The organism is Chryseobacterium proteolyticum (genome assembly GCF_046591535.1).
Lineage (GTDB): Bacteria > Bacteroidota > Bacteroidia > Flavobacteriales > Weeksellaceae > Chryseobacterium > Chryseobacterium proteolyticum.
Genome location: NZ_JBJLWK010000002.1, coordinates 686,042 through 702,928, shown reverse-complemented (window position 1 = coordinate 702,928; position 16,887 = coordinate 686,042). Strand labels below are relative to the sequence as shown.

Sequence of the window (16,887 nt, the reverse complement as noted above, 5' to 3'; positions counted from 1 at the left end):
TTTGGCAGATTTTATTTTTTATGCCTTATTTTTGGATAAATTTTGAAGAGAGATGAGTCTAGTGTATGAAAAGCAGATCAAGGTAACAGAAGAAAATATAGATCAGAATAAGCATGTCAATAATGTACAATATGTGAGTTGGGTAGAGGAAATTGCAACCGAACATTGGGATTCTGTAAAGCATTTAACTGAATACCCCGAAGATATCTGGATGCTGCTTGATCATCATATCCAATACAAAAAGCAAGTCTATCTGAATGATGTTATTACTGTAAAAACATATCCTAAAAATCCTGAAGGAATCAGGCAACCCAGGAAAGTTGAATTTTATTGTAATGGAGAGCTTGTGGTAGATTCATTAACACTTTGGGTTCTTATTGATTCTAAAACACAAAGGATTCAAAGGCTGAAAAGTGATTGGCTGAAGAAGATTTAAATATAACCGTTCATTTGATTGTACTCCTTGGCATGTGGCCTATACTCAGCCCAAATTCCTTATCTTTGCATCATGATACGTATTACAAAAATTTTTACATTCGAAACAGCACATGTGCTGTATAATTACGATGGAAAGTGTAAAAATATGCATGGACATTCCTATAAGCTGTTTGTAACAGTGAAAGGAAAGCCTATTAATGATTTGGAAAACCCTAAAAATGGGATGGTAGTGGATTTTGGTGATATTAAAAGTATCGTAAAATCTGAAATTGTAGATGTTTGGGATCATGCAGTATTGATCAACGGATTATCGCCGCATAAGGAACTGGGTGAAGATCTTGAAGAAAGAGGGCATAAAGTAATCTATTGTAATTTCCAGCCTACATGCGAAAATATGCTGTATGCTATCGCTGCTAAAATAAAATCTAAGCTTCCTGCTGAGGTTTCTTTAGCTTATCTTAAACTTCATGAAACTGAAAACTCTTACGGGGAATGGTTTGCAGAAGATAATATATAATTGTATTCAATAAAAAACTCAACCGGTGCTAAAGACAACCATCAATTTACAACCTGGAAAAAAAGTATATTTTGCATCCGACCAGCATTTTGGCGCTCCTGATCCTAAACAAAGCAAGGTTCGTGAGGAGAAGTTTATACGCTGGATGGATGAGATAAAGGAAGATGCTCAGGTTTTATTTTTAATGGGTGACCTTTTTGACTTCTGGCATGAATGGAAATATGTTATTCCCAAAGGATACGTTCGTGTATTAGGAAAAATTGCTGAACTGAAGGATCGTGGGATTCATGTTTATTTCTTTGTGGGAAATCATGATTTATGGATGAAAGATTATCTGGAAGAGGAAATAGGATGTACTGTATTCTATAAGAGGCAATATTTTGAAATGGGTGGCAAGCAGTTCCTTCTTGCCCATGGAGATGGTTTGGGTCCGGGAGATAAAGGATATAAAAGAATGAAAAAGTTATTCACTAATCCTATTGCACAATGGGCTTTTAAATGGCTTCATCCGGATATTGCCATGAAGATTGCGTTATATCTTTCACAGAAAAATAAAATGATTTCCGGTGAAGAGGATAAAGCATTTTTAGGAGAGGATAAAGAGTTTCTGATCATCTATTCAAAAGAAAAATTGAAAACAGAGAAAATTGATTATTTCATTTATGGACATCGTCACCTTCCCATGGTTTTAGAGCTCGAACATAAAGCTAAATACATCAATCTCGGAGATTGGATTTCTTACTTTACCTACGGGGTCTTTGAAAAAGATTTTGAATTAAAAACTTTTGATGATAAGGCAAAAAAAAAATTACCTCTAAAAGAGGTAATCTTCGAATGAATAAATTCACTCTGTTTTTAATCCATATTCCGAAAATAGTATTGCAAGAATTTGACCAAAAATTTCAATTTATATTAAAAAAATATTAAAAAAGAATGTTGTAAGGATAACCGGTTAAAAATGAGATCAAAAGAATGTTAAAAATTTAGAAAATTGGAAAATATATTCAACATACGAACTGAACAGGATTTTTTAAATGCTTCATTAAAAACATTTCGCTATCAATATGAAAATGTTGATGTATACAGGAAATTTGTAGATTACCTGAAAATTGATCCTGACACTGTTGACACAGTGACAAAAATTCCATTTTTACCCATTGAGATGTTTAAAAATCATCAGATCCTCGACAAAAGAGTAGTCGCTGATCTGTATTTTCAAAGCTCCGGAACCACGCAGATGAATTTGTCAAAACATTTCATTGCTAATGAAAATCTGTATAGGGAAAGTATTTATAAGAGTTTTGAACAGTTTATCGGAAAACCTGAGGATTTTATATTTCTTGGCCTTCTTCCGAGCTACCTGGAAAAGAAAAATTCTTCTCTGATTTATATGGTGGATTACTTAATGAATGTTTCTGCCCAGTCTGAAAACGGATATTTTTTATACAATCATGCTGATTTATTTGAACTTTTAAAAATTCTGAAGGGTAAAAAAGTAATTCTTTTCGGGGTTTCTTTTGCGCTTTTAGATTTTCTGGATTTTTGTGCCTCCCAAAGAGGTGATGAGCCGATTGGTTTTTCTAAAAATCTTATAATAATTGAGACAGGAGGGATGAAGGGACGTAAAGAAGAAATGACAAAAGATGAACTGTTGGTGATTTTACAAAAAGGTTTTAACACCAATGCCATATATTCCGAGTATTCTATGACAGAACTTTTATCACAGGCGTACTCTTTAGGAAATAACGAGTATGAATGTCCGAAATGGATGCGTGTGCTGGTGAGAAATGCTGAAGATCCTTTAACCTATGAAAAAGAAGGAAGAACAGGTGCTGTGAATATTATCGATTTGGCGAATTTTCATTCCTGCTCCTTTATTGCGACTCAGGATCTGGGTAAGATGCTTCCGAAAAATAAATTTCAGATCCTCGGAAGGATAGATCATTCAGATATCAGGGGATGCAGTTTATTGGTGAGCTGAGGTATGCGTAATGTGCAAGCCTTAGATTTCATCTCAAAGTTTCCAGAGCTTACCCTCTGAAATCTCTCGTTCCCAACCTTATGCCCAAAAGAAATATGCTAAAAATTGAAGAACTTGTTCATGCATTCATTCATTCTCATTGTGACTTTGAGAAAGAACTTGTTTTAACCAATCATTTTCATTCAGATTGGGAAGCTGATATTTTGATTATTGATGCTGTGGGGTTAAGTCATGAAATAGAGATTAAACTCTCTAAAAGTGATTTTAAGAATGATTTCAAAAAATCTTATCAGAATGCATCTACAGGAGAAAAATTTTTAAAACACGACAAAATCTCATGTGGTGATTATGTTTGTAACGCATTTAGCTTTCTCCTTCCTATGGGAATGGTCGATCATGAACAGATTCCGGAACATTGTGGGCTTATTGAGTTTTATCATAATGAGGATACATGGGAAACGGAATTTTATCACATTAAAAAACCGGTACAGGTACATATGGATTCTTACTGGAAGCTTAATGATAAAGACCTTTTTATCCGGAAAATGGCTTTGAATTTACTTCAGAAAAAAATGGAAGTTAAAGGAAAACATGAAGAACTGATTTTTAAAAACCCGTTCGATATTAAAAAAAGAAAATAAAAAATCCTGTCAGATCGACAGGATTTTTTATGATTAAGCAGCGACCTCATTGTCTGACCGCTGAAGTAAAAACTTATAAATTATCCCACCGGCAACTCCACCAAGGATAGGTGCGACCCAGAACAACCATAATTGGGACATGGCAGCTCCTCCTACGAATAATGCCTGAGACAAAGATCTTGCAGGATTTACAGAAGTATTTGTAATTGGGATGGAAATCAGATGAATCAGGGTTAAAGCAAGACCAATAGCGATTCCTGCAAACTTCCCGTTAGCCCATTTATCCGTTGCGCCCATAATAACGATAAGGAAGAAAGCTGTTAACAGAAATTCTGCTAAGAAAGCTGCCCCCATTGAATAGCTTCTGTTGTTATAACCTGGCATATCATAGAAATTCGTTGCAAAGGCTCCGGGCCCTTCGGCGCTGAAAGCTCCGGCTCCATTCAGTATAATGTAAAGACATCCTGCTGCTGCAATTGCTCCGAGACATTGTGCGACAACATATGAAATCAGATCCTTGAAAGGAAATCTTCCTCCGGCTAAAAGGCCGAAAGTAACTGCAGGATTAAAATGTCCACCTGATATATGACCTACAGCGTATGCCATGGTAAGCACTGTAAGACCAAATGCTAAAGCAACACCTAAAAGACCTATACCGATATCGGGAACTCCGGCGGCAAAGACTGCGCTACCGCAACCGCCAAAAACAAGCCAAAATGTGCCGAAAAATTCAGCAAAAAGTTTTTTTATCATAATGTTTATTTTTATATTGAAACCAAATTTATAGTTTAAATTTCAGATTTTCAAATTAATTTTTAAAAAGAATTAAATTAATTTGATTAACGAGTGTGAATATGATAATGTAATATGAAATTTATTGAAGTATATATTTTAAATATACATCTCTTATGGTTGAACTATATTGCATAAATGTTTATTTTTCATTTTTTTAATTAAAAAAAAACGGCAAATGAAAAAAATTCTTTGTTTGATTTTTGGATGTTTTATAGGATGTTTTCATTATGGGCAATCTTCAAAAAAAAATAGGGATCTGTTATGACCTTGCAGATGTTTTGAAGGTAGAGCCGACTCCGCTTTATAAGCCGCATCTCGATGCTTCAAGGAGCTTTGGTGTAAAGTTATTAACAAATAGTAAAACGGTTCAGAAATACATCAACAGTGGAAAATTTCATAAAATAAAAAAGGCGGGAAAAGGTTATCGGGTTCAAAAACTGGATTATAGCAGACCGTATATGGTTTCCAAGGCAAAAACAACACTCGAGAAAATGGGAGCCAGGTTCAGTAAAGAAACAAAAGGACATACTTTTACGGTTTCATCCATGACAAGAACGCTTGAGGATCAATGCAGGCTAAGACGAGTAAACTCCAATGCTTCCCTCGGAATCAGCTCCCACAACTACGGTAACTCTTTTGATATCTCCTATATACGGTTTAATGATGTCCTGAAGTATAATCCTAAAATGGAAATTGCCCTTGAAAAGGTGTTGAAATTTTATGCGAATGCCGGGAGGATTTATTACATCAAAGAAAGGCAACAGAGCTGTTACCATATTACAGTGAGGAACTATTAAGTCTGCTTGAAAAGAAACAATAGCACTTCCTTTGGAAAGACCTTTGAATAGGCTATTCTTATGTATTTAAAAATATTAATAAATCTTCAATTATAGATGGGATATTTGCATAGGTAGTTTAGTTTACATAATTTTATGCCACTAAAACCATGTAAATATGATAATTTTCAACAGAGAAGAGTATGCCGCTGCAATCGCCGCATGGGATACCAGTTCTAAAGATTACTCAACGATAAAAAAACTTATTCCCCCCAATTATGTTTTTACCATTTCCTTTGATCAGATTGATTGGTTAAAAAAGAACAATAAATGTGATGATTTTTGTTCTGAAATAGGGGTATACAAAAATCAGCTTGTACTGATCCTTTGCCCTCTTGATGTCAACGGACAAAAAATTGCTGTTAATGAATATCCATACAGTATTCTTGCAGAACTTACATCGAATCTTACTTTAGTAGAAACCAAAGAATATACATTAGTAAAAAAACGCCGTTCTTTCCAAGGAACTTCAGCAGGTAGATAAAACAGCGGATATGTATTTACCGGTAGCTAATATGCCGATAATGGAGCAGGATAAAGCTGTTGCTGCTATTGAGCTCTGGAGAGATGAAGGATCTACCTGGTTTTACAGGGAATGTGATGAATTCAAAGGAGCAAGGATTTTTAAGAGATTCTATGTACCTGTTGAAGATTTGTGTCCATCCAAAGAAGGATTGAGCTACATCATATGCTCTTTCGGAATTAAATTTTCTGAAATTTATCAGAGACCATTGGTAACACTCATCTTTATTTCATTTTATAAAGATCTGCAAAATACAGGAAGTGTAGAAGTTATTTCCAATACCTACGACTGGTCCAGACCATGTCCTCCAATTTGTCAATTATAGAACAATAAATGCATAGCTATTTTATTACTACTTGGGGTATCACTAATTTTTTACTTCTTGTTTCCCTTATTTTTGGGATAGCAAAGTATTCCGTTCTTAAAAAGGAAGAAAAACAATATGTTTTTTATATCGGATTTCTTTTTTTCATTGAAGCGGCCACTAATTTTTTAACGGTTGTTCTGCATTACAAGGACACTTCATTTTTGTACCCTATTTATATAGCTGGCGAATTTTTCCTTTTGACAAGTTTATTCATTAGAAAGCTGGGAATATCTAAATACGGATGGATTCCGCTAGCGGTTCTTTCTCTCGGTTTTTTACTGATGAATAAAACGTTTAAGATTTACTTTAATGATGATGTTGTAAAAGTAACTTCCAACATCATCATTATTTGCTTTGCAGGATCTACTTTACTGCAACAAATTAAAAATAATAAAGCCATCAACAGGTTTACCCTGGTAGATGCCTGTATTTTTTTCTATTACTCTGTTTCGGTCTTTATTTTTATCATTCAACATCAGATAGCCACCTTGTCAGAAGATGATTATTATACAATTTTAGGAACCAATAATATACTGTCAAGCATTTTGTATGGTTCATTTATATACACTTTTATCAAATTAAAGAAATAACCTTACATATTGATTTTTTAATACTTATAATTGTTACCATAGCAATTATCGTAGTATTTATTTTGTTGGCATACAAAACTTTTGTCGACCGGATCATCAAAGAAAAGAATGTACAGCATGAAGCTGAAGTCCTTCATCAGAAAAAGCTTGTACTGGAAAACATTAAGGCCCAGGAGGAAGAAAGGAAAAGGATTGCCGTAATGATTCATGATGATATGGGAAACAGACTCAATATTCTCTCTTTGTGGCTGAATAATCTCGATACAAAAGGCGATGAACTGATCAAAAAGAACATCAACGGGCAAATGTCTGCCCTTATCGATTCAGCAAGGACAATATCTCATTCACTCTATCCGGTGAATCTGGAATCGGTGGGACTTGTCTTATACATCGAAGAACTGATTGCAAATCTGTCCAACAGGGTTAATATTTCATTACATGTGGCATCTCATTATAAAAAGAAAGATATATTTATTGAGGTTCAGCTTTACCGGATTATACAGGAGTTTACGACCAATGTTATCAAGCATTCAGAAGCCACGAAGATTTGGATTTATCTTAAAGATTATTCGAAAATTACAGCACTCGTGGTTTCAGATAACGGACAAGGGTTTGATTATAACCTGGTCAAAAAAGGGATGGGCATCAAAAATATTGAATCCAGGATCAAATCCATTAATGCCATCCATAAGTGGAAGAATGTACCGGGTAAAAGAAGCCGTCTAATTATTAAAATTCCATGCAACAATGAATTCCAAGATTAAAATAGCACTGATAGATGATGAACAGTTAATTCTCGAGGGAATAAAGTTACTGTTATCAAACGAGCAGAATATTTCCGTGACCCTTACTTCAGATAACGGTCCCGATTTTATAAATAATTTAGAAAGTCTTGCGGAGAATAGTTTTCCGGATATTGCCCTCGTGGATGTGCAGATGCAACCTATGAACGGCTTTGAGTTGGTGGGAATTCTTAAAGAGAAATATCCAGATCTTAAGATTATTATTCTTTCCTCTCATTATAAAAGTTCCATTTTGGGGTATATGGTAAAACTGGGCGTGTCTGCTTTCCTTCCGAAGAATTCCAATAAAAAAACATTTATTGAGGCCATTACCATGGTACATAAAAACGGAGTTTATTTTACGGCAGAAGATCATCAAATGCTTTTTTCATATATGAATTCTTCCAGTAAAAAGAAATCCTTATTTGAAATGGAAGATGAACTTTCCGAGCGTGAAAAAGATGTTGTAAAACTCATCTGCCAGGAGTTTACCAATAATGAAATTGCGGAAAAACTTTTTATAAGCCCTAGAACAGTGGAAAGCCACCGCCAAAGAGTCCTTGAAAAGATCGGAGCTAAAAATACAGTTGGTATTGTGATCTATGCCATCATCAATCATATTTATTCAATAGAAAAAATATGATTCCGTAGAAATACGGAATTTTTTATTTGGTAGCTTTTACTCTACTATTCCATTTTTTTTCACGGTTAATTTGAAATGTTTATCCTGCTGAAAGCTAAAATTTTTAAGGCTTACTGTTAAATGCGCAGAGGGTAAATGTTTAAAATTGTTATTATGGAGAATACTATAATATCCGTCGGAATTTTTTTTTGATGGGGCAGGAAGTAACGGACTCAATGCAACTTCAGATAAAAAAACATTGACGGATCACATAAGTTATCACGCTTTGCCAACCAACATATATAAACTTTTTAAAGTATTCGACGGGAATGAAAAATTATATGTAGAAGGAATTGGAACAATAACAGGTTCCGAAGACAGTGATTTTGCAAAGGCTACCTGTAAAAATCCTATAGGATGTTCCGGCTATTCTTCAGACGATAAACTTCGGAGAGCATATGCTTTTATTGAAGATAAAATGAGAGACACAACCAAAGAATATCAGTTTTATGTTTATGGATTTGGAAGAGGAGGTATGTTGGCGAGGAATTTTTGCTATGAACTGTTAAAGCGGGTGCCTTCAATTTCAGGGCATATAAAAATAAAGTTCCTTGGAGTGTTCGATACTGTAGAATCAGCTCCATTTAACCAATACCACGTAAAGATATCGCAAGGAGTGGAAAATGCCCTTCACTTATGTGCGATGAACGAGTGCCGGTATTTTTTTCCGCTGACCGGTTTTTTTGAGAACTCCCGTACTATGAATGATTCCGAATTTATGACTGACAAATGCGTCTGGAAAGAAATTTTTGTTCCGGGTGTTCATGCGGATGTTGGTGGAGGGTATCTTAATAGCTCACAATCGGTATATATTTCAGGAAATTATTTTGAGGTTTCAGATGTTAATGATTATATTTCTCATGTAAAAGAGACAGCCAAAGACACAGAAGAAAATAAAATATGGGATATACCTTTAAGGAATCACCGGATCGATGAGGGGGATATCCTGTCCCAGGCATATGTTGAAAAAGAAATGGTATATAATGATCTTTCAAAAGTGTACGGGAGTTTAATGCTCATGCAGACAAATTCCGTGGCTCCGGTTTTTATCACTGACTTTAGTGAAAGTGATTTTACATTAGATCCGGAACATTTTTATTTGGAAACCCTTTATAATGAGCTGGAAAAATACGCAGTTAATCTTAAATCAGGCCAGAAACCTTTATATGATTATGAAAAGCTTGCGTGCTATATTCATATTTCAGCCAATTTCGGTTTGTATAAAAAAGGGCAACTTCAAAAATCACAAACTTTAATGTATAAGGAGATCATAAACAATGGACTGAATGTTCCGTGTAAATCCTTAGATAATAACTTTCATTCTGCTCTACGGACCGAAATGCTTTTTCAGGAAGATATGGTCATTACAGATTTTGCCTATGAAAGTAATATTCCAAACAATGATGATTGGATACGTTCTATTATTTATTAAGTAAACCGATAAATCAGATGTTCGCCCTTTTTTACTTGAAACTTATGTAATAAAGCGCCGCATGCAGGAGGCTTTTTTTTATTTCTGGTCTATTCATTTCTTTTTCCGTATTTTTGCACCCGAAAAATATTCAGTATTAATTCTTAAATTATATCATTAAATGCTTTCGGTTCAAGGTCTAGGGTTACATCATTCGGGAAACTATTTGTTTCAAAATGTGAATTTCACAATTAAAAAGGATGATAAAGTTGGTTTAGTAGGTAAAAATGGAGCTGGGAAATCCACTTTATTGAAAATGCTTTCCGGAGAAATTACATTCTACGAAGGAAATGTAGTCCCTGATGGAAATATCACCATTGGTTTCTTAAAGCAGGATCTGGATTTTGTGAAAGGAAGAACTGTTTGGGATGAAACCATGCAGGCTTTTGAACAGATCAATGCCTGGAAAAATGAACTTGAGGAGGTGAATCATCAGATGACGGTAAGAACGGATTATGAAAGTGATTCTTATACGGATTTGATCAACAGAATGACTGAGTTAAACGACCTCTTAATGCACCACGATGCTTACAATCTGGAAGGCGATATGGAAAAAGTATTATTCGGGTTAGGCTTTAAAGCAGATGATTTTAAGAAAATTACAGATGAGTTTTCCGGAGGATGGAGAATGAGAATAGAGCTGGCAAAACTGCTTCTTCAAAAGAATGATGTAATGCTTCTCGATGAGCCTACCAACCACCTTGATATGGAATCCATCATCTGGCTTGAAAACTTTCTTAAAGATTATCCTGGAGCGATTGTACTGGTGAGTCACGATAAACAGTTTATGACTTCTGTTTGTAACAGAACTTTTGATATTAATAACAGAAAGGTTGATGATTATAAGGCAAATTATACTAAGTATCTTGAACTCAGAAAAGACAGAAAAGAAAAGCTGATTCAGGCTAAAAAGAATCAGGATGCAGAAATAAAACACACCGAGGACCTGATCAATAAATTCCGTGCAAGTGCTTCCAAAGCCGCATTTGCCCAGTCGTTGATTAAAAAGCTTGAGAAAGTAGAACGTATCGAGGTGGAAAATGAAGATGTTTCCAAATTCAATATTCGTTTTGTACAATCGGTTGTTCCCGGGAAAGTTAATTTTGAAGCTATAAATCTTGGAAAAGCTTATGGAAATAAGCAAATATTCGATAACGTAGACTTTATGGTCCAACGTGGAGACAGGATTGCTCTTTTAGGGCAAAATGGACAGGGTAAAACAACTTTGGCAAAAATTCTTGCAGGAGAAATCAAAGATTACACAGGAACCTGGAATTTAGGACATAATGTAAATATCGGATACTTCGCCCAAAACCAGGAAGAAGTATTAACACCGGATAAAACGGTTCTGGAAGAAGCGGAAGATGCTGCTACGGAAGAAACCAGACCTAGAGTAAGAGATTTGCTGGGATCATTCTTATTTCAGGGGGAAGCTGTTACCAAGAAAACCAAAGTATTGTCGGGGGGAGAAAGAAACCGTCTGGCGTTATGTAAATTGTTATTGCGTCCGTTCAACACGTTGATTATGGACGAACCTACCAACCACCTTGACATCCAGTCTAAGGAGATTATCAAGCTGGCATTGCAAAAGTTTGAAGGAACATTGATCGTAATCTCTCACGACAGGGAGTTCCTGCAGGGCCTTTGTGATAAGATCTTTGAATTCCGTGATGGGAAAATGAAAGAATTTCTGGGAGATATCAACGAATATCTGGAGTACAGACAAAAAGAATCCATCAGGGAAATTTCTGCGGAAAAGGCAAAGCTTCATAATGATGATGTAAAAGAAGAGGTTAAGCCAAAAGTTGAAACATCGGAAAAAACTGAAACAGTATCTCAGCCAAAATCAGGATTTGTAAGTAAGGAGCAAAAAAAATATCCAGAACAAAATAAAGAAAGTAGAAGAAAGGATTTCCGAATTGGAAACTCAATCTGAAGAAATGGAAGCCTCTTTTGCAAAAGAAAATCCTTCAGAAGAGAGCCTGGAAAAATATAATAAAGTAAAAGCAGACCTGGAGCTGGCTTTACAGGAGTGGGAACATTTAGCATCTCAACTCGAGTAAACCTCGAAATATGATCAGATGTTTTAATTGAGGTTATTATTTTTATTGAATAATTACAATTATTATTGTTATTTTTGGTGCATGATTTTTAAGGAAACCAGACAATTAAAGAATTTTATCTCCAGACTTTTGTTTGGGATCTATTTTCTTGCTCTGTTTTCTCAAAGCTTTCACCACCATGATGTAGTGGATAACTTTAGAAATTTTAACCTCAAAAAATCTGAAAATACCGTTACAAAAAATGTAGCGAAAGAGAAGGTAGGCGATTGTTTAGCTTGTCATTTCCTGGCTACTGGTCATACTTTGGTACCCGAAGAATTTAATTTTTCTTTCGATGGGTATACACAAGAGGTAAAGCAGGTTATTACCATTCAGGAGATCATTTGGTCTCAAACCAAATTTACTTTTCAGCTTCGGGGACCACCCGCAATTTCATAAATTCATAGATCTTTATCGGATTTGTCTTATATCTGAGACTTCAATGTATGCCTGACAAGAAAAACATCAGGTAGGTACTATGAGGTACGATAGAAATAAGACTAAATGTATTGGAGAATTATCATTACATCAATACATTTTACTTCGTACAATTTAGAATTGTATAAAAAATAAAGCAACAAACTTTTACGAAAAAATGTACTTTTTAAGTACGCAATCTATCTATTTACAATGAAATTGATATATAGCTTATTACTGATCTTTTGCGGATTGGTATTAACAAACGCACAAAAAACTTATACCGTTGAAGGTACCGTCCAGGATTTTCATGATAAAAGCATGCTTGAAAATGCAGTCGTGAAAATAGGAGACTTTACGGCTAAAACGGATAAAAAGGGTAAGTTTTTATTCAGTAAAATTCCTTCGGGATCTTATAATCTCATTGCAAAGCATCCTGATTGCCATGATTATACTGAAAATATAGGAGTGGATCAGGATCTTCATTTAACGATCGTCCTGGAACATCATATTCAGGATATTGAGACGGTGACTATTCATGGAAACCATAAATCAAACGGATCTTTGATTATTAAGACCATTGATAAATCTGAAATAGAAAAAAATTCCACTGATAACTTGGGGAATTTACTATCCAAGATTTCAGGTGTTAATGCTTTGAAGACCGGAAATAATATTTCGAAACCCATTATTCACGGATTATATGGAAGCCGTATAGCTATTATGAATAATGGAGTAAGGCTAGCGGAACAAGAATGGGGAGTAGAGCATGCTCCTAATGTGGATATTAATAATTTCCAGCATATAGACGTGATCAAGGGGGCGTCTGCTCTGAAATATGGGAGCGATGCAATTGGAGGAGTTATAGTTATGGAACCTGAAATTTTCCCTAAAAAAGACACGCTAAAAGGTTCTGTGAATCTTTCAGGTATTTCAAACGGGAAAGGTCTTGGGTTAGATGTAAATGTTGCCAAGATCTGGAAAAACGGATGGGCGGTAAAATCCGGAGGATCCATTAAAAAATTAGGTGATCAGCATACTCCTGATTATAACTTAATGAATACCGGGATGGATTTTTCATCATTTAATTTTACAGTTCAGAAGAATAGCTATGAACAGGGAATTTCTTTTGATTATTATCTTACTAATCAGAATATTGGGATTTACAGAGGTTCGCATGTTGGAAATAATAATGATTTTTATAATGCGATGACGCTGAATATTCCTGTATATACGGGGAATTTTAGTTATGATATTGATAATCCAAGACAGGTTATAGAACATCATATTGCCAAAGTTTCTGCTTTTAAAAGATTTGAAAATATTGGTAAGGTATCTGCAAGTTATAGCTTTCAATACAACCATAGGCAAGAATATGATATAAGAAGGGGAGATTTAAAAGATATTCCCTCTTTGGATCTGGCATTGATGACTCATCAGTTTAATGTGAACGATTTATTAGAAAGAGAAAAATGGTCGTTGGAAACTGGAATTGACGCAAGTTTTCAGAACAATTATTCAGATCCGGCCACAAAAGCAAGACGTCTGATCCCTAATTATGACAAATATTCTGCGGGCGTTTACTCTGTTTTTAAATACAAAATTTCAGATGAATTGAATGCAGAGGGAGGTGTAAGATATGACTTTAACCGATATGATGTAACAAAATGGTACGACAAAAGTGATTGGGATAAATTATATAAAGCGACTTATCCTCAGTTTTATGTGAAAACAGATAAAAACAGAGTCTTAACACGTCCGAAACTTAATTATGAAAATATTTCTTTTAATGCCGGACTGGAATATCATCCTAGCTCAAATTTTAATCTGAAATTTAATTATGCTAAAGTAGGAAGAACACCTAATATTGCTGAATTATTTTCCGATGGGTTGCACCATTCTGCAGCGGTAATAGAAATTGGAGATATGGGCTTGAAAAATGAACAGGGACATCAATTTAATTTAGTTGCTGATGCTAAATTTAATGTACTGAAGGGATTAAACATATCAGTAAAACCTTATTTTTTCATAACTAAAAATTACATTAATGAAATTCCTACCGGGGTTCAGAATACGATAAGAGGTGTTTTTCCTGTATGGTCTTATCAACAGATTGATGCCAAAATGTATGGTATAGATGTGGATGTCAACTGGAAACTTACAGAAAACCTTACCTATATAGGAAGAGGAAGTTATGTTAATGGGCAGGACGATTCAAATAACGAACCATTAATCCTGATGATGCCACCTAATTTTTCGAATGCCTTACAGTTTAAAATGGAAAAATGGAATCAATTCTATTTCAGCCTTGAAAATCAAACCTTTTTAAAGCAAAATAGATTTCCTATTCATAATGCTCCCATTACTATTTTTGAAAATGGTGTAGAAGTAGAAAAGATAGTAGATTTCAGCACTCCCCCGAGCGGATATTCACTTTGGAATATTCAGACTGGTATTAATATCAGCAAAAACCTTTCTGCAGGACTTATCGTTAATAATCTATTCAACGTTTCATACAGAGATTATCTTAATCGTATGAGATTTTTTGCAGATGAAGCAGGAAGAAATTTTATACTTAATGTTAGATATCATTTCTAATATTTTACCATTACAAATCAAGATTTTAAAAATTTAAATTAAAAAAAATGAACAAATTATTTAACACTAAAAATATTATCAAACTAATAGGTATTTTATTCATCGCAGTTTCTATCGTATCTTGTCAAAGAGATAACTCAGCAGAAGAAGATGATCTGCCTCAGGAAGATCTTACTAATATTATTTTATTGGTAAAAGATGTTGCCACACAGGTAACTGTACCTTACAATTATAGTGTAGGTGCCGGAGGGGCACAGTCGATAAAATTAGAGAACGGGAAGACATATGAAGTAGAAGTGCAGTTCAAGAATGGTAATGAAGATGCAACCCAGGAAATTAAAGATGCAAAAGATGAACATTTTCTAGTGTACAATTTCCCTAATTCCGATCTTACACTAACCAGAACCGATGATGCAAGTTCTACAAGAGGTGATGGAAAACATGTAGGACTTAAAACAAAATGGGTAGTGACCAAGGCCGTAAAAAATGCATCAGCACAAAGCCAGCTTATTCTTACTCTGTATCACGAACCAGCCACCGTTTCCGAAGCTTCTTCAGTAAGTGGAAACGGAATAGTGTATGGAGCTCAAACAGGAGGAGAAACCGATGCTCAGGCTACTTATACGATTACAAATTAAAAAAAAACAGCAAATAGATAAAACCACTGAAAAATTCAGTGGTTTTTTATTTATAAATATTTGATGCCGAAGAATTTATCTTTAATAGTTTATTTTGATAAAAATTTCATATTTTTGCAACCTAAAATTTTAATCAATAATGAAGGTTACCGCACAAAACCATGATGACGTAAGTGCATTACTTACTGTAACATTGGAAAAATCTGACTACAAAGACAAAGTAGAGAAGCAGTTGATTAATTATGCTAAAAATGCGCAAGTTCCTGGTTTCAGAAAAGGAAAAGTGCCTTTAAGTATGGTTAGAAAACAATATGAAGCAGGTATTGCATTCGAAGAGATCAACAAACAAGTTTCTGATGCTTTAAATAACTATGTAAACGAAAACAAGTTAAGATTAGTTGGCCAGCCTGTACCTCAACCTGTAAATGATTTCAATCATAATGCAGATCAACTTGAAGTTGCTTTTGAAGTAGGATACGAGCCTGAATTCACTATAGATTTAGCTAAATATGAAGCGCCTCACTATAAAGTAGAAGCTTCTGATAAAGAAATCACAAAAAGCATTGAAAACATGCAGAAGCGTTTTGCTGAGCAGGTTCCTCAAGATAAGATCACTAAGGATTCTTATGTTGCTTTAGAGGTTTCTCAGGTTGTAGAAGAAGATGCTGAAGGAGAACACCACCACCATCCGAAAAATGTTACTATTACAGCTGAAAACAAAGAAGCTTTCAAATTAGTTAAAGCTTTAAAAATGGACGGTTCTGTAAAAGTTTCTAAAGAAACATTGGCAGGTGATGAAGAATTAGCTAAAGAATTAGGGTTTACTAAAGAAGAAGTTGAGCATTTACACCACGCTGAAGTTGAAGTTAAAGTAAAAGATTTCTATAGCCTGAACTTAGCAGAACTTAATCAGGATCTTTTTGATAAAGTATACGGAGAAGGAAACATCAAGTCTGAAGAAGAGCTTAAAAATAAAGTTAAGGCTGAATTAGATGAGTATTTCCAGCAAAATGCTGATGTTCACTTTGTGAATAAAGTATTGGAACAAATTACAGAAAAAGAAGAAGTAAAACTTCCTGAAAATTTCCTTGTAAAATGGTTACTATTCTCTAACCAGAATATCCAGACTGAAGAGCAGGCAAAAGAAATCCTTGAATCTGAGAAAAAACAATTAAGCTATCAGATCATCGAAGGTAAATTGATGAATGATAACGATATTAAATTGGATTATGCTGATGTTCTTGCACAAGCTGAACAATTAGTAAGAAACCAATTGGCGATCTACGGAATTCACCATTTAGGAGATGAAGAAATTCAAAAGTATGCTGTTGAAATGTTGAAAGACCAGGAGCAGGTAAGACAGATTTCTTCTGAAGTAGCTATGACTAAATTGAAAGATGTAATTCTTGAAAAGGCAAGCAAAAAAGAAACTGCAATTTCGCATGACGAGTTTTTAGAAGAACTTAAAAAATAATTTATTTTTAAATAAATATTTTAAAACCACCAATT

At 34.6% G+C, this 16,887-nt stretch carries 17 protein-coding genes and 1 pseudogene; 17 read left to right on the top strand and 1 reads right to left on the bottom strand.

The window, feature by feature from the left end; all coding sequences use genetic code 11:
- Positions 1-52 precede the first annotated feature (52 nt).
- From ACJ5H0_RS09260 to ACJ5H0_RS09240, 5 genes are all read left to right on the top strand, one after another.
- The gene (locus tag ACJ5H0_RS09260) at positions 53-436 is read left to right on the top strand and encodes an acyl-CoA thioesterase (protein ID WP_411249062.1); all 384 of its coding nucleotides are present in this window, start codon (positions 53-55) and stop codon (positions 434-436) included.
- A gap of 72 nt (positions 437-508) precedes the next feature.
- Entirely contained in the window at positions 509-955 is a 447-nt protein-coding gene (locus ACJ5H0_RS09255) for a 6-pyruvoyl trahydropterin synthase family protein (protein ID WP_411249060.1), read from the top strand.
- A 25-nt stretch (positions 956-980) separates the two neighbouring features.
- Entirely contained in the window at positions 981-1,793 is an 813-nt protein-coding gene (locus ACJ5H0_RS09250; protein WP_411249058.1) for a UDP-2,3-diacylglucosamine diphosphatase, read from the top strand.
- Between the two features lie 153 nt (positions 1,794-1,946).
- Positions 1,947-2,936, top strand: coding sequence for a LuxE/PaaK family acyltransferase (locus ACJ5H0_RS09245; RefSeq protein ID WP_172280222.1), 990 nt, complete (start codon positions 1,947-1,949; stop codon positions 2,934-2,936).
- 95 nt (positions 2,937-3,031) lie between these two features.
- Positions 3,032-3,577, top strand: a complete 546-nt coding sequence (locus tag ACJ5H0_RS09240; RefSeq protein ID WP_172280220.1) for a hypothetical protein — start codon at positions 3,032-3,034, stop codon at positions 3,575-3,577.
- A 33-nt stretch (positions 3,578-3,610) separates the two neighbouring features.
- On the opposite strand, the gene aqpZ is transcribed toward ACJ5H0_RS09240, so the two are convergent.
- Positions 3,611-4,327 carry an aquaporin Z gene (aqpZ, locus tag ACJ5H0_RS09235; RefSeq protein WP_172281032.1) on the bottom strand — a complete coding sequence of 239 codons (717 nt, stop codon included), beginning with the start codon at positions 4,325-4,327 and terminating at the stop codon, positions 3,611-3,613.
- Between the two features lie 272 nt (positions 4,328-4,599).
- On the opposite strand from aqpZ, the gene ACJ5H0_RS09230 reads away from it, so the two are divergent.
- The 12 genes and pseudogenes from ACJ5H0_RS09230 to ACJ5H0_RS09175 all read left to right on the top strand — a co-directional run bounded on the left by ACJ5H0_RS09230 (position 4,600) and on the right by ACJ5H0_RS09175 (position 16,852).
- Positions 4,600-5,169, top strand: a complete 570-nt coding sequence (locus ACJ5H0_RS09230) for a DUF5715 family protein (RefSeq protein WP_411249056.1) — start codon at positions 4,600-4,602, stop codon at positions 5,167-5,169.
- 157 nt (positions 5,170-5,326) lie between these two features.
- The gene (locus ACJ5H0_RS09225) at positions 5,327-5,692 is read left to right on the top strand and encodes a hypothetical protein (RefSeq protein ID WP_411249054.1); all 366 of its coding nucleotides are present in this window, start codon (positions 5,327-5,329) and stop codon (positions 5,690-5,692) included.
- A 10-nt stretch (positions 5,693-5,702) separates the two neighbouring features.
- Entirely contained in the window at positions 5,703-6,056 is a 354-nt protein-coding gene (locus tag ACJ5H0_RS09220) for a hypothetical protein (RefSeq protein ID WP_411249053.1), read from the top strand.
- An 8-nt stretch (positions 6,057-6,064) separates the two neighbouring features.
- Positions 6,065-6,688: a hypothetical protein gene (locus ACJ5H0_RS09215; protein ID WP_411249051.1), complete on the top strand. Its 624-nt coding sequence runs from the start codon at positions 6,065-6,067 to the stop codon at positions 6,686-6,688.
- Between the two features lie 65 nt (positions 6,689-6,753).
- A complete protein-coding gene (locus ACJ5H0_RS09210) occupies positions 6,754-7,452 on the top strand; it encodes a sensor histidine kinase (protein ID WP_273649227.1) in 699 nt (232 codons plus the stop codon).
- Positions 7,436-8,113, top strand: coding sequence for a response regulator transcription factor (locus ACJ5H0_RS09205; protein ID WP_273649225.1), 678 nt, complete (start codon positions 7,436-7,438; stop codon positions 8,111-8,113). The genes ACJ5H0_RS09210 and ACJ5H0_RS09205 overlap by 17 nt, the downstream gene beginning before the upstream one ends.
- A 238-nt stretch (positions 8,114-8,351) precedes the next feature.
- Positions 8,352-9,584, top strand: a complete 1,233-nt coding sequence (locus ACJ5H0_RS09200) for a T6SS phospholipase effector Tle1-like catalytic domain-containing protein (protein ID WP_411249049.1) — start codon at positions 8,352-8,354, stop codon at positions 9,582-9,584.
- 160 nt (positions 9,585-9,744) lie between these two features.
- Positions 9,745-11,686: pseudogene (locus ACJ5H0_RS09195) on the top strand (ABC-F family ATP-binding cassette domain-containing protein).
- Positions 11,687-11,767: 81 nt separating this feature from the next.
- A complete protein-coding gene (locus tag ACJ5H0_RS09190) occupies positions 11,768-12,124 on the top strand; it encodes a hypothetical protein (RefSeq protein ID WP_172280208.1) in 357 nt (118 codons plus the stop codon).
- A gap of 231 nt (positions 12,125-12,355) precedes the next feature.
- The gene (locus ACJ5H0_RS09185) at positions 12,356-14,740 is read left to right on the top strand and encodes a TonB-dependent receptor (RefSeq protein ID WP_411249047.1); all 2,385 of its coding nucleotides are present in this window, start codon (positions 12,356-12,358) and stop codon (positions 14,738-14,740) included.
- A 47-nt stretch (positions 14,741-14,787) separates the two neighbouring features.
- The gene (locus ACJ5H0_RS09180; RefSeq protein ID WP_172280204.1) at positions 14,788-15,378 is read left to right on the top strand and encodes a hypothetical protein; all 591 of its coding nucleotides are present in this window, start codon (positions 14,788-14,790) and stop codon (positions 15,376-15,378) included.
- A gap of 139 nt (positions 15,379-15,517) precedes the next feature.
- Positions 15,518-16,852 (top strand): trigger factor, encoded by a 1,335-nt coding sequence (locus tag ACJ5H0_RS09175; RefSeq protein ID WP_172280203.1) that lies wholly within the window; start codon positions 15,518-15,520, stop codon positions 16,850-16,852.
- Positions 16,853-16,887: the final 35 nt, after the last annotated feature.

What these genes read in the sequence shown, in the direction of transcription:
- ACJ5H0_RS09260 (WP_411249062.1), top strand. Translation starts at nt 53, where the DNA reads ATGAGTCTAGTGTATGAAAAGCAGATCAAGGTAACAGAAGAAAATATA.
- ACJ5H0_RS09255 (WP_411249060.1), top strand. Translation starts at nt 509, where the DNA reads ATGATACGTATTACAAAAATTTTTACATTCGAAACAGCACATGTGCTG.
- ACJ5H0_RS09240 (WP_172280220.1), top strand. Translation starts at nt 3,032, where the DNA reads ATGCTAAAAATTGAAGAACTTGTTCATGCATTCATTCATTCTCATTGT.
- ACJ5H0_RS09230 (WP_411249056.1), top strand. Translation starts at nt 4,600, where the DNA reads ATGGGCAATCTTCAAAAAAAAATAGGGATCTGTTATGACCTTGCAGAT.
- ACJ5H0_RS09225 (WP_411249054.1), top strand. Translation starts at nt 5,327, where the DNA reads ATGATAATTTTCAACAGAGAAGAGTATGCCGCTGCAATCGCCGCATGG.
- ACJ5H0_RS09220 (WP_411249053.1), top strand. Translation starts at nt 5,703, where the DNA reads ATGTATTTACCGGTAGCTAATATGCCGATAATGGAGCAGGATAAAGCT.
- ACJ5H0_RS09215 (WP_411249051.1), top strand. Translation starts at nt 6,065, where the DNA reads ATGCATAGCTATTTTATTACTACTTGGGGTATCACTAATTTTTTACTT.
- ACJ5H0_RS09205 (WP_273649225.1), top strand. Translation starts at nt 7,436, where the DNA reads ATGAATTCCAAGATTAAAATAGCACTGATAGATGATGAACAGTTAATT.
- ACJ5H0_RS09190 (WP_172280208.1), top strand. Translation starts at nt 11,768, where the DNA reads ATGATTTTTAAGGAAACCAGACAATTAAAGAATTTTATCTCCAGACTT.
- ACJ5H0_RS09185 (WP_411249047.1), top strand. Translation starts at nt 12,356, where the DNA reads ATGAAATTGATATATAGCTTATTACTGATCTTTTGCGGATTGGTATTA.
- ACJ5H0_RS09180 (WP_172280204.1), top strand. Translation starts at nt 14,788, where the DNA reads ATGAACAAATTATTTAACACTAAAAATATTATCAAACTAATAGGTATT.
- ACJ5H0_RS09175 (WP_172280203.1), top strand. Translation starts at nt 15,518, where the DNA reads ATGAAGGTTACCGCACAAAACCATGATGACGTAAGTGCATTACTTACT.